9 protein-coding genes and 1 pseudogene are annotated in these 13,006 nt (G+C 71.5%); 7 read left to right on the top strand and 3 right to left on the bottom strand.

The genetic code is table 11. The features are described from left to right. Positions 1-390 precede the first annotated feature (390 nt). Both ACFV2X_RS50455 and ACFV2X_RS50450 read left to right on the top strand, forming a co-directional pair. Positions 391-1,275, top strand: a complete 885-nt coding sequence (locus ACFV2X_RS50455; protein ID WP_385629880.1) for an alpha/beta fold hydrolase — start codon at positions 391-393, stop codon at positions 1,273-1,275. Between the two features lie 526 nt (positions 1,276-1,801). Then, complete coding sequence (locus tag ACFV2X_RS50450; protein ID WP_385629878.1) at positions 1,802-4,444, top strand: AAA family ATPase; 2,643 nt, start codon at positions 1,802-1,804, stop codon at positions 4,442-4,444. A gap of 20 nt (positions 4,445-4,464) precedes the next feature. Here the strand turns inward: ACFV2X_RS50450 and ACFV2X_RS50445 are convergent, their stop codons facing one another. From ACFV2X_RS50445 to ACFV2X_RS50435, 3 genes and pseudogenes are all read right to left on the bottom strand, one after another. Then, complete coding sequence (locus ACFV2X_RS50445) at positions 4,465-5,556, bottom strand: IS630 family transposase (protein ID WP_385629877.1); 1,092 nt, start codon at positions 5,554-5,556, stop codon at positions 4,465-4,467. Positions 5,557-5,561: 5 nt separating this feature from the next. After that, positions 5,562-6,012: pseudogene (locus ACFV2X_RS50440) on the bottom strand (IS701 family transposase); the annotation flags it as partial. 633 nt (positions 6,013-6,645) lie between these two features. Then, positions 6,646-7,038 (bottom strand): helix-turn-helix domain-containing protein, encoded by a 393-nt coding sequence (locus tag ACFV2X_RS50435; RefSeq protein ID WP_023536348.1) that lies wholly within the window; start codon positions 7,036-7,038, stop codon positions 6,646-6,648. 119 nt (positions 7,039-7,157) lie between these two features. On the opposite strand from ACFV2X_RS50435, the gene ACFV2X_RS50430 reads away from it, so the two are divergent. The 5 genes from ACFV2X_RS50430 to ACFV2X_RS50410 all read left to right on the top strand — a co-directional run bounded on the left by ACFV2X_RS50430 (position 7,158) and on the right by ACFV2X_RS50410 (position 13,003). Continuing rightward, a complete protein-coding gene (locus ACFV2X_RS50430; protein WP_385629876.1) occupies positions 7,158-8,510 on the top strand; it encodes an LLM class flavin-dependent oxidoreductase in 1,353 nt (450 codons plus the stop codon). Positions 8,511-8,530: 20 nt separating this feature from the next. Further along, positions 8,531-9,397, top strand: coding sequence for an FAD-binding oxidoreductase (locus ACFV2X_RS50425; RefSeq protein WP_385629874.1), 867 nt, complete (start codon positions 8,531-8,533; stop codon positions 9,395-9,397). Beyond that, on the top strand, positions 9,394-10,296 hold the full coding sequence (locus ACFV2X_RS50420) for an LLM class flavin-dependent oxidoreductase (RefSeq protein WP_385629873.1): 903 nt from the start codon (positions 9,394-9,396) through the stop codon (positions 10,294-10,296). The genes ACFV2X_RS50425 and ACFV2X_RS50420 overlap by 4 nt, the downstream gene beginning before the upstream one ends. A gap of 53 nt (positions 10,297-10,349) precedes the next feature. After that, positions 10,350-11,372: an AAA family ATPase gene (locus ACFV2X_RS50415; protein WP_385629870.1), complete on the top strand. Its 1,023-nt coding sequence runs from the start codon at positions 10,350-10,352 to the stop codon at positions 11,370-11,372. 191 nt (positions 11,373-11,563) lie between these two features. After that, positions 11,564-13,003, top strand: coding sequence for an aldehyde dehydrogenase family protein (locus ACFV2X_RS50410; protein ID WP_385629869.1), 1,440 nt, complete (start codon positions 11,564-11,566; stop codon positions 13,001-13,003). Positions 13,004-13,006: the final 3 nt, after the last annotated feature.

Raw genomic sequence — 13,006 nt, 5'->3', positions numbered from 1 at the left:
GCCCTGGCCCACCGGGAGCTGCACGGCGGTGGGGCGGGCTGTCGGAGGCCGATCACCGGCGCCGGCTCACGCACCCGTGACCACGCCGAAGACATTTGGGCCGACGACACCTGAATGGAACAGCCGTGGCCTGGAGACCCCGCCAACTCCGGGCCGGCGTGCCAGCCGGGTGGCTGATCGGGGAGAGGACCGGGACCGGAGCACAGGGCGAGCGCAACGACGTCGGGATCGTGCTGCCCCGGGACGCGCGCCGCTGGTCTCGCCGTCTACGCCGACCCGGCCGACCCGGAGTCCACGGCCGGCAACGCCACCATCGCCGAGGCGACAACGATCGCGGTACGGCGGCTCGTCGGTCAATAGCAGGCACACCACCCTCGGAAAGGAAAGATCATGGGACACGTAACCATCGGGAACGAGAACAGCGCGCCGGTCGAGCTCTACTACGAGGACCAAGGCGCGGGTCAGCCCGTCGTCCTCATCCACGGCTACCCGCTCAACGGCCACAGCTGGGAGCGCCAGACGCGCGAGCTGCTCTCCGCCGGCTACCGCGTCATCACCTACGACCGCCGCGGCTTCGGCCGCTCGTCGAAGGTCGGCACCGGCTACGACTACGACACCTTCGCCGCCGATCTGAATGCCCTGCTGGAGACCCTGGACCTGCGCGATGTCGTCCTCGTCGGGTTCTCGATGGGCACCGGCGAACTCGCCCGCTACGTCGCTCGATACGGCCACCAGCGGGTCGTGAAGCTCGCCTTCCTGGCCTCCCTGGAGCCCTTCCTCGTGGCTCGGAACGACAACCCAGACGGCGTGCCCCAGGACGTCTTCGACGGCATCGAGGCCGCGGCCAAGGGCGACCGCTACGCCTGGTACGAGCGGTTCTTCTCCAACTTCTACAACCTCGACGAGAACCTGGGCAACCGCATTGGCCAGGAGGCGGTTACAGCCAGCTGGAACGTCGCCATCTCCAGCGCCCCCGTGGCCGCCCATGCCGTCGTCTCCTCGTGGATCGAGGACTTCCGCGCCGACGTCGAGGCCGTCCGGGCCAGCGGCGCGCCGGCCCTGATCCTGCACGGCACCGCCGATCGGATCCTCCCCATCGAAGTCACGGCCCACCGCTTCCGCCGGGCCCTGCCCGATGCGCAGTACGTGGAGATCGACGGCGCCCCGCACGGGCTGCTGTGGACTCACGCCGACGAGGTCAACGCCGCCCTGCTCGCCTTCCTGGGAGACCCACTCCCTAAGGGCGTCCGCCCCGGTTCGGAGGAGTCGCCATGACCACGGCCACCGGCGCCTCGCCCCGCGGCGCCGACCTCGGCGTGCGCCCGCGGCGAGCGCCTCGTCCATACGCTGCCCGTGCCGTGGCAGCGGTTCGGCGTGCTCGATGGGCAAGCTCGTCGTCGGCGATCGACGAACGGGACCCGACCCTAACCGTGGCGGCGGGGCCATCGGTCAAGGTACTCGGGCCCGTGGTCTGCGGGCCTAGAAGCACCTGCGGCAGGCCGCTGAGCATGCGCACACCATTTGCAGACAGGTCGGCACCACCGAACGGGACCCGGCTCGGTGGGGTGGCACTGCCACAGCAGGGGCCCGAGGATGCGCTCATCAGGATCCGAGCGGGGCTCACCGGCATCGCGCTCGTGCACGGGGTCGTCGTCCTCGTCGGGGCGTCGGACGATCCCGCCGGCCTCGGACGGTACGGCACGGGCCTCTGGGGCCGGAAGATGGTCACGGCTGAGGGGACGCGATGAGGGCAACCGGTGCTCCGGCTCCGCTCGTTGGACGACAGGCAGAGGTCGCTGCCGTGACCGAGGTGCTCGACCGAGCCCGCCGTGGCACCGGTGGCGCCCTGGTGCTCTGGGGTGAGCCGGGCATCGGCAAGACCGCACTTCTCGACCACGTCACCGCGGCGTCTCCCGATTTCGCCCCGCTGGCGGTACAGCCCGCACGGTGCGAGTCCGGGACCCCCTTCGCCGGCCTGGACACGCTGCTCCGGCCGGTCGAGCACCTGATCGCGACTCTTCCGGTGTCCCAGGCGGCAGCGTTGCGAGGCGTGCTCGCGGGCGAGGTCACCGCAGCGGGCCGGTCGCTCACCGCCGTGGCGGTCCTGTCCCTGTTGTCGGCGATGGCAGTCGACCGCCCGCTCCTGATCGTCGTGGACGACGCACACCGGCTCGACGCGGAGACCGAGTTCGTGCTCGGATTCGTCGCCCGGCGGGTGGGGACCGATCCGGTGGTGGTCCTGGTCGCCGGCCACGACGCGCCTGCCGGCGGATCGTGGGAGGGGGTCGATCCGCTCGCGGTGAGTCCTCTCGCTGACGACCACGCCGCCCAACTGGTCGGCGCCGCCCACCCCGGCCTCGACGGCCCCGAGGTCACCCGCGCGGTGAAAGCAGGTGGGGGCAACCCGCTGGCACTGCACGAGCTGCCTGTGCCAATCGACGATCTTGCCGTCGGCACGGTGCCCGTGGGGCCCCGGTTGCGTAAGGCCTTCGCCGAGCGCCTGCAGACCTTGCCGACCCCGGCACGCGAGTTCGTCGTGCTCATGGCCGCGGCTCGTGCCGACGGTGATCAGCTCACGCTCGCACGGTCAGCACGTTCCCGCGCCGCCGAGGGGCCGGTCTGGGAGGAGACGGTCTGGTCGGGTCTGCTCGCCGGGACGCCCGACCGGCCTGCGCTACGGCACCCGGTGGTCCGGGCCGCTGTCTACGCGAGCGCCTCCCCGTCTGAGCGCAGGAACGCCCACCGGACCCTGGCCGCCGCGCTTCCCCCGGGCAGTCGCGGGCATGTCTGGCACCGGGCCGCGACCGTTCACGACGTCGACGAGGAGATCGCCAGGCTGCTCGAGCAGACGGTGCCCTCGGGCGCCGGCGCGGTACCGATCCTGCGGCGGGCCGCCGAGCTGTCCGCCGACCCGGCCGCTGCGACCCGCAGGCTCGCCGGCGCGGCCGTGGCCGCCTGGCACGGCGGCGACGCCACGATGGCGCGTCGGTTGCTGGCCGATGCCCGGAGCCTGACCGACGAGGTCCTGGCCACCCGCGCCAGCCGCGGCCTGCGCGGGGTACTCGAACTCGCCGAGGGGTCTCTGGAACGAGCCCACCGATCGATCAGTCGCGACATCGCCGCGTTCGATGATCCGCGCATGGGAGTGGAGCTCGGCGCCGCTGCCCTGCACGCGGGATGGTCTGCGGCCCGCGACGACCTCGTCGGCGAGACCCTCACTCGTCTCGCGGGGCTGACGGCCCCTGGGCTGCCCGAGGTCCTCCCGATCGTCCGGACGTGGTGGGGGCCAGCGACGGACCCGGCACGGGCAGCGTCGTCGGCGGAACTCGGTGACGTCATGGCGCACATCTCCCGGGTGGAGTCGCAGCTGCTCCCGGCGTCGCCGCTCGGTCTGGTGTGGGGCCTCGACGAGCCACTCGCCGATGCCGTGCACGCCCTTGTCCGCAGGCACCGCCGTCACGCCGATGGCACCTCGCTTGCTGCGGCGCTGGCTCGGATCGCGCGACTCGACATCGCCGCGGGCCGGTGGGGCGCTGCGGAGGACGCCGCGGCCGAGGGGCTCGCGTCGGCCGAGCGGATCGGTGCCGAGCACATCGCTGCGGAGTGCCGGAACTGCCTCGGGTGGCTCGCCGCCGCCCGCGGTGACGGCCGCAGCGTCGACCATCTGACCGTTCGGACCCTGCAGCTGGCCGGGCCGCGCCGCGACCGTGCGGTCAGCGCCTCGGCCCACTGGAACCGTGGAATGGCCGCTCTGGCGGCCGGTCGCGCCGATGCTGCACTCGACCTGCTCGCCCGCTTGGACGAGCACGGGCACGAGGCAGCACATCCGATCGTCGCTCTGCTGGCAAGCCTGGACACGATCGAGGCCGCCGTGCACGCGCGGCGGCCGGAGATCGGCCAGCGCCGCGCCGAGGCGCTCGACGCCTGGGTACGGCGCACCGGCGCGCACTGGGCGAGATTCACAGCGCACCTGGCACGCGCACTGCTGGACGAACCCGCCGCCGAACGGTCCTACCGGGCGGCGCTGGACGTGCCCGGTGCGTCCCGGCGCCCGTTCGATCACGCACGGGCCCGCCTGCTCTACGGCGAGTGGTTGCGGCGACAGCGGCGGCGCCGAGACGCCCGCCAGCAGCTCGACGCCGCTGCCGAGACGTTCCACGCACTGGGAGCGCGCCCGATGCTCGAGCGGGCCCGGCGTGAGCAGCGTCTGATCATGGCGCCCGCACGCCGTGCCACTGCCGCCGGCACGGGCATGGCCACGCTGACGGCACAGGAACGCCGGGTGGCCCAGCTTGCCGCCGGCGATCTGACCAACCGGGAGATCGGGGCCCGTCTGCGGATCAGCGACCGCACCGTCGGGCATCACCTATCCAACGTGTTCGCCAAACTGGGGCTCTGCTCACGGCGCGACTTGGCGGCCACCGGCATCGCCGGACGGAGATGATTCCGGCTCGGTCGCGACGGCTAGTGATCTGAGTCAGAGATTCGTCGGCAGTAGGCGGCGACTTTGTCGAGGATCTCGTCGGCGGTCTTTGTCCAGACGAAGGGCCTGGGGTGTTCGTTCCAGTCGGCGAGCCAGGTCCGGATGTCGCGCTCGAGGGCCTGGACGGAGCGGTGGACGCCGCGCTTGAGCTTCTTCTGGGTCAGCTCGGCGAACCACCGCTCGACCAGGTTCAGCCAGGACGCGCTGGTCGGGGTGAAGTGCAGGTGGAACCGCGGGTGAGCCAGCAGCCACTTCTTGATGTCGGGTGTCTTGTGGGTCGCGTAGTTGTCGAGGATCAGGTGGACCTGGTGGCCGGCCGGTACTTCCTTGTCGAGTTTGGTGAGGAACTTCTTGAACTCGGCGGCCCGGTGGCGGCGGTGAAGCGAGCCGATGACCTTGCCGGTCGCTACTTCCAGGGCGGCGAACAGAGTGGTGGTGCCGGCTCGGACATAGTCATGGCTGCGGCGTTCAGGAACGCCGGGCATCATCGGCAGCACCGGCTGGGAGCGGTCCAGGGCCTGGATCTGCGACTTCTCGTCCACGCAGAGGACCAGGGCCTTCTCCGGCGGGTCGAGGTAGAGGCCGACAACGTCGCGGACCTTGTCGATGAACAGCGGGTCGGCGGAGAGCTTGAACGTCTGTGAGCGGTGCGGAGCCAGGGCGAACGCCCGCCAGATCCGCGAGATCGTCGACTGCGACATCCCCGTGGCGGCCGCCATCGACCTGGTCGACCAGTGGGTGGCGTTCTTCGGGGTTTCCTCGAGCGTCTTGACGATGACCCGCTCGACGTCCGCATCGGTGATCTTGCGCGGGACGCCCGGGCGCGGGTCGTCGCACAAGCCGTCCAGACCGCGTTCGAGAAAGCGTCGCCGCCACGTGCGGACCGTGTCCGGAGTGACCCGCAGCCGACGGGACACCTCCATGATCGAGTGCCCCTGGGCGCACTCCAGCACGATCCGCGACCGCTGGGCCAGAGCCTGGGCCGTCGTGCGACGACGCACCCAGCCCTCCAGCGCGGCCCGCTGGGCATCAGTCACTGACAACGGCGGAATCTTCGGACCCGGACGACTCATGCCCACATGTGTCGGTGCCAGCCGGGATAGCGGCGGACCTGGTAGTCGTCCAGGCCGGACTCCTGCTTGGCGGTCTGGAAGCACCGCCCAGCGGCTGCCCGCGATGCGGATGAGCTCGTCCAGTGTGGTGCCGGCGGCGCAGTAGGCGATGTAGTAGGAGATCTCCTCGGGTCTGCTGACGCTGCGGCGGGCGAGAACCCAGTGCCGGCGGTCCTCGCGGTGCCAGGGCCGGACTTCGACGCGGGCCCAGTCGTAGAAGCGCCGGCCGTGGGCTCCTTCACCGCAGGAGCGGCGTTTCCACTTCTGCCGCGAATGGCCGGGAAACAGGTCGTGGACGGGATGGTCGATGGACCAGCGCGTAACGACCGTGTCGTGGCGGGTGGTGGCCACGATGTGGAAGACATCAGCCTGCTCCAGCTCGAACCGCCAGCCCTTGCTGAAGCCGTAGGCGGCGTCCGGCTGGTAGAGAAGGCCCCCAAGGCCTCGGCGTCCGGGAACGTACCGTCCTCGTCGGCGTAGGTGAGCCAGGCGCTGTAGAAGTAGCCGGTGCCGCGGGGGGCGTCGGTCTGGTAGCCGTGCAGCTCGCGGTGGCACGCGGTGGCACGCGGTGGCACGCGGCGCGACGGTCGTGGCCACGGCGAGCCGAGTCAAGCACGACCTCCTGCGAGAGCTGGGAGCGATCCCGGTCGTCTACGGTCCGGGACTGGCGGACAGGGTGCGCGCGGTGGCGCCGGAGGGCGTGCAAGCGGCCGCCGATCTCGTGGGCACCGAGGAGGCGATGGACGTCATGGGTGGTGTGCCGGGCGCGGATCCCGGCACCGAGATCCACCGAGCCGCTCGCCTGCAGCTCACGGAAGCCGCGACAGCAGGCCGCCTGCGCATCGTGATCGCGGACAGCTACCCCCTGCCGCGAGGTCGCCACTGCCCACCGCGAGATCATGGCCGGCCACACCACGGGAAAGATCGTCCTGGTCTCGTAACCCGTTCCTGTTCCCGCACCGCTGAAGCCACACCGCGAGCGGCTGCCCGCGCTATCACCGGTCCCGGTACGCGACGGATCGGGTGCGTGGGCGGCCTGCGAACAGCTCGTCAGGTGTCCATGTCCTCGTTCTTGGCGCTCCATTCGATCAGCGGATGCAGGACACGCATCAGGCTGGCGCCCTGTTCGGTGGGCCGGTACGTGATCTGGACCGGCGTCGTCGGTACCACGAGCCGCTCAATGAGGCGGTGACCCTCGAGCTCACGCAGACGCTGGGACAGGAGGTGGTTCGAGATTCCGGGGATCCGCGCTCGGTAGTCGACGAATCGGCGCGCGCCCCGCATCGCCGCCAGGAGCACCGCGGCGCTCCACTTCTTGCCCACGATCTCGACCGAGCGCTGAAAACTGCGGCACACGTCGTCGTCGATGTGTTCGTAGCCCGCTTCCGGGCGGCTCTGGCCCGCGGTGGCGGAGGAATCATCGGGCTGTCGAGGACCGGTCATACGGTCATGATACTGGAGCGTATCACTTTTGATGACCTGGTCATGTCCCGCTTGTTGCCTGTGATCATCGCCGTGCAGCCTTGGTCCATGAACGCACACTCGGCCTGTCACCACGCGCTATGAACTACGGGCACGCGCTGAGGTTCGGGCTGCATCTGCCCTCTGACGCCGACTGCGGGCCCGGCCGGTTGGCCGCAGTGGCGGGCCCGGCCGAGCAGTGGGGACTGGACTTGCTGGTCGTCCCGGCCGGAACCGCCGGCGACGATCTCGAACCGTCGACTGTGGCGTCCTGGATCGCCGGGGCGACGGTCTCTCTCGGACTGGTGCTGGAGGCACGCCCCGCCACCCTCCATCCGGCGATGCTCGCACGAGCCGTCGCAAGCCTGGATCGGCTCACCGAAGGCAGGGTCGAACTGGCTTTCCGAGCGGGCCCGTCAGCCGCCGCGCCCGGGACAGCCGATTCGGTCGCGGCACTGGGTGAGGCCATCGCCGTCGTTCGCGAGCTGTGGAATGTCCTCGACCGTGGCCTCGGCCGGTTCACCGGCCGTTTCTACCGTCTCGCGGGAGCTGAGAAGGCCGCGCCCGCGCACGACGTACCGATCTCCGTGGACGGCCAGGACCAAGACCTGCTCCGGCTGGTCGGACTGCGGGCTGACGAGTGGTCGACGGGGTGCGACGCCGCCACGCTGACGCAGGGCAACCGCGCAGTCGACGAGGCGGCCCGAGGGGCCGGCCGTGATCCCCGCGAGATCCGCAGACGGGTCACAATCCGCGGCGGCTTCGGCGAGCGGACAGGCAGGTTCACCGGGACCACCGCGGACTGGGTGAACGACCTGCTGCCACTCGTCGTCGAGCACGGGGTGGGCACCATCGTGCTGGACACCGAGGAGCGAGACGTCGCGGCAGGCTTCGCGAGCGAGGTCGCCCCGGCCCTGCGGGCGGCCGCGGACGCTGTGCTTCCGCGCGGATGGGCGGGCGCGCGGGTCCGGCGGTCCGCCGTGCGCGCCAGGCGCCGGCCGGGGATCGACTACGAGGGCGCTCCGCCGGAGATGGCCGAGGTCGTCGAGCCCGGTGATCCGGCCTACGCCCGGCTGCGGTCCGGATACCTGCGCGGTGGTGCGCCCGGCATCATCCTGCGGGCGGCGACGAACGAGCAGGTGACACAGGCGCTCGCGTTCGCCCGCCGGCATCCCGGCGTGGCCCTGTCTCGGCGAAGCGCCGGGCACGGGGTCTCCGGCCGCTCCACCAATGACGGCGGGATCGTCATCGACGTGTCACTGATGAATGCGATCGAGGTACTCGACAGGAAGACACGCCGGGTGCGCATCGGCCCGGGTGCGCGCTGGGCCGAGGTGGCGGCCGCACTGGAGCCCTACGGCTGGGCGTTGAGTTCGGGCGACTACGGGGGCGTCGGGGTGGGCGGCCTCGCCACGGCGGGGGCATCGGGTACCTCGCGCGCGGGCACGGGCTGACCATCGACCGCCTGCGGGCCGTGGAGATGGTGCTCGCGGACGGCTCCGTCGTGCGGGCCGACGATGCGGAGAACCCCGATCTCTTCTGGGCCGTGCGAGGGGCGGGCGCGAACTTCGGGATCGTCACTGCCTTCGAGTTCGAGGCCGACGACGTGGGCGCGGTCGCCTTCGCCCGGCTCACCCAGGACGCAAGCGACCTCGAGCGCTACCTCGTCGAGTGGGGCCGGGCGGTCGAGGACTCACCGCGGGACCTCACCAGCTTCGTCATCGTGCCGCCCCCGCGCGGCGGACGACCGGCGCTCGCGGTGAGCCACACCATGGTCGACTCCTCGGACCCGGAGACCGTGCGCGCCCGGCTGGAGCCACTGGCCGCGATCTCCGCGATGTACGCCCAGGACATCGTCATCACCTCCTACACGGCCGTGATGGACAACGCGAGCGACGACCCACCGGTCTCCCAGGGTGAACCGGTCTCACGCAGCGGTCTGCTCCGGCACGTGACCCCGCAGTTCGCCGCGGCGGCGGCTCGCATGATCCGCAGCGGCGCGATCGGATGGTTCCAGCTCCGCTCGGTCGGCGGCGCCGTCGCCGATGTTCCCGCGGACGCCACGGCTTACGCCCACCGCGACGCGAACTTCTCGCTGGTGGTGATGGGCGGTGCCGACCAGGTGGTCGACCGGGCCTGGGCCCGGCTGAGCCCTTTCCTCGACGGCCTCTACATCAGCTTCGAGTCCAGCCTCCGGCCCGAGCGGATCACCGCGGCCTGGCCCCCACGGACCCTCACGCGTCTGCGTGAGCTGAAGAGCGTCTACGACCCCGAGGGCGTGTTCGGCGACAACTTCGCCCTCACACCCGCCGCGAACCACCCCGGAGGAAGCACCCCATGAGCGACTACGGCCACGAACTGTGGTTCGGCAGCTTCATCACCCCCACCGCCCACCCGCCTCAGGCGCCGGTCGAGCTGGCCCAGACCTCCGAGAGGGCCGGCCTCGACCTGGTCAGCTTCCAGGACCACCCCTACCAGTCGGCGTTCCAGGACACCTGGACCCTGATGTCGTACGTCGCCGCACGCACCGAACGGATCCGGATCAGCGGCAACGTGCTGAGCCTTCCGCTGCGCCCCCCGGCCGTGCTGGCCCGCGCCGCCGCGAGCCTGGACCAGCTGACCGGCGGGCGAGTCGAACTGGGCATCGGCGCGGGCGCGTTCTGGGACGGCATCGTCGCGATGGGAGGCCGCCGGCTCGAACCGGCCCAGGCCGTGCGGGCGGTGGAGGAGGCCGTGGACGTGATCCGGGGGCTGTGGGCCACCGACGAGACCGGTCCCCTCCGTGTCACCGGGGAGTTCTACACCGTGAACGGCGCCAAGCGCGGCCCGGCACCCGCCCATCGCATCCCGATCCGCATCGGTGCCCACAAGCCGCGCATGCTCCGGCTGACGGGCAGGATCGCCGACGGTTGGCTGCCCTCCCTGGGTTTCCTGCCCGAGGGCCCGGCATCGCTGCGCGCGATGAACGAGCAGATCGACGAGGCCGCCTCCGCCGCCGGTCGGGAGCCCGCGGCGGTCAGCCGCCTGCTCAACCTGAGCGGCCGATTCACGTCCGGCGCCGGCGGCGGCCTGTTGCAGGGGACTCCCGGCGACTGGGCCGAACAGATCGCCGACCTCGCCCTGCAGTACGGCGTATCCGGGTTCATCCTCGCCTCGGACGAGCCTGCCGACCTGAACCTCTTCGGTCACGAGGTCGCGCCGCGCGCCCGCGAACTCGTCCAGTCCGAACGCGTGACGTGATGCGGTGCGCGCGTGGCGGGCCCGGTGACGGAGCTGCGACAGGGGCAGCGCCGATGGAGCTGTTCGGACGCCGCGAGGAGACCGCGGTTCTCGACGGGCTGCTCTCGCAGGCCCGCGGCGGGAGCGGTGGCGCGCTCGTGGTGTGGGGCGAGCCGGGTATCGGCAAGTCAGCTCTGCTTCGCCACGTGTACGGCCAGGCCGCGGACTTCGTCCGGCTGAGCCACTCGGCCACCCGGCCCGAGTCGGACCTGGCTTTCGCGGGGCTGCACGGGCTGCTGCGACCGCTGGCCGATCGTGTCGAGCTGCTGGCGACGGCCCAGGCCGCCGCTGTGCGTACCGCGCTCGGGCTGAGCGGTGAGCCGACGGACCGCCTGGTGGTCGGGGCGGCCGTGCTGTCGCTGCTCCGCGGACTCGCCGAGCGGCAGCCCGTGCTCGTCGTGGTGGACGACGGGCAGTGGCTCGACGAGGCCACCGCGCTGTGCCTGGGGTTCGTCGCTCGACGCGTGGGAGCGCATCCCGTGGTCGTCGTGCTCGCCGATCACAGCGATCCGGCCGCCCGGCCCTGGGAAGGCGTGGCCGACGTGCGGGTCGACGGCCTGAGCGACGAGAGCGCGCGGCAGCTTGTGGCGGCCGTGGCGCCGCTCACCGACGAGGCGACGACGCGGAACATGGTCCGGGAGGCCGGGGGCAACCCCTTGGCGCTGCACGAACTGGCCACGCTCGGGGGCGACCTCGACGACGCCGAGCATCGCCGGAAGCGAGGACGACCGCCCGTCGGGCCGTGCCTGCAGCGGGCTTTCCGTGCCGGGATCGAGGCCCTGAGCCCTCCGGCGCAGTTGCTGACCGTGCTCGCGGCGGCCGAGGAGCACGGCGACCGGCTCACGGTGCAGCGGGCCGGACGTGCGTCGGGTGCCGGTGACGCCGTCTGGGAGGAAGTGACCAACGCGGGCCTGCTCCACGTGGCGGGCAACCGCGTCGGTTTCCGCCACCCCGTCGTGAGCAGAGCCACCGCACCGTGGGCCACCACCTCGGGAACGTGTTCGCCAAGCTCGGCATCAACACCCGAACCGAGCTGAGCCACCTCCACGCCGGTTGCGAGCTGCCGTGAGCGCAGGGAGGCCGCGGCGGAGCGGGCGCGCGACGCCTCCGGCGGAAACGACGGATTGCCCGCCCGATTCGCTCACCGGCCCTGATTTGTAGCGTCGCTGACGTTGTCCCCGCGGACCCGCGGCGAAACGCCGTGCGACGCATGACGAGAGGTCACCTCATGCCCAAGTCCGAAACCCTGCCCCACGCGCGCCACTACATCGACGGGCAGTGGCAGGACTCCGGCTCCCGCGGCGAGTCCCGCAGCCCCGCGACCAACGGCCTGCTCGGCATCTTCGCCGACGGCGGTGCGCGGGAGGCGAGGGCCGCCGTGGCCGCGGCCCGAAGGGCCTTCGACTCCACCGCCTGGTCCCGCGACCGTCACCGGCGTGCGGCAGCGCTGCACGAACTGGCCGACCGGCTCGAGCAGCGCAAGGACGAACTGATCACCCTCCTGGCGCGGGAGAACGGGAAAGTGCTTTCCGAGGCGGCCATCGAAGTCGAAGGCACCATCCCCAAGCTCCGCTACCACGCGGCGCTGGCCCTCACCGACCACGGCAGGGCCGGCGAAGTACGGCCCGGCATATACTCGATGACCCTGCGCGAAGCCGCGGGCGTCGCCGCGGTGATCGTGCCGTGGAACTCACCGGTCATCCTCTCGGCGCGTTCCTTCGCACCCGCCCTGGCGGCCGGCTGCACCGTGGTCATGAAGATGCCGGCGCAGACCGGCCTGGTCAACGGAGTGCTGAGCGAGATCATCGCCGACACGCCGAGCCTGGACCCGGGCGTGTTCAACGTCTTCACCGAGAGCGGCAACGCCGGGGCTCCGGAGCTGGTCTCCTCCCCGGACGTCGACGTGCTCAGCTACACCGGCTCCACCGCGGTCGGCCGCGTGATCATGGAACAGGCCGCCCCGACGCTGAAAACGCTGTCCATGGAGCTGGGCGGAAAGACGCCGATGCTCGTCTTCGACGACGCCGACCTGGACGCCGTCGTGCCCGTGCTCACCAAGGCCGTCACCATGTTCGCGGGCCAGTTCTGCATGACGGGCAGCCGGATACTGGTCCAGCGCGGCGTGGCCGACGAACTCCGGCGGCGGCTCGTCGCCGCCCTCGAGACGGTCCGGGTCGGGTCCGGCGACGACCCCGCCAGCGAGATGGGCGCCATGATCGACGAAGGAAACGCCCAACGGGTCGAACAGACCGTGGCCGCCGCGGCCGACTACGCCACCGTCCTCGTGCGGGGCAAGCGGGATCGGGCGCTCCTCGGCCCGTCCCTGATCGAGGTCGCCGACGTGTCCTCGCCGATCGTGCAGCGCGAAGTGTTCGGGCCGGTCGCCACCTTCGAGGTGTTCGACTCCGAGGCCGATGCCGTGGCGCGTGCCAACGCCACCGAGTTCGGCCTGGCCGCGAGCATCTGGACCCGTGATGTCGACCGCCCCCTGCGCGTCGGCCGCGAACTGCGGGCCGGGACCGTCTGGACCAACACCTGGGCCATGATCCACGACCAGTTCGAGGAAGGCGGCTTCAAGCAGTCGGGAGTGGGCCGCCTGAACGGCATCCGCGGGATCGAGGAATTCCAGGAGACCAAGCACCTCGTGCATGTGGCACCGCAGCTCTGACAG

The sequence above is a fragment of the Streptomyces sp. NPDC059679 genome (assembly GCF_042734105.1).
GTDB lineage: Bacteria > Actinomycetota > Actinomycetes > Streptomycetales > Streptomycetaceae > Streptomyces.
The sequence above is the reverse complement of the archived record's forward strand: the minus strand, read 5'-3'. Positions and strand labels throughout refer to the sequence as shown.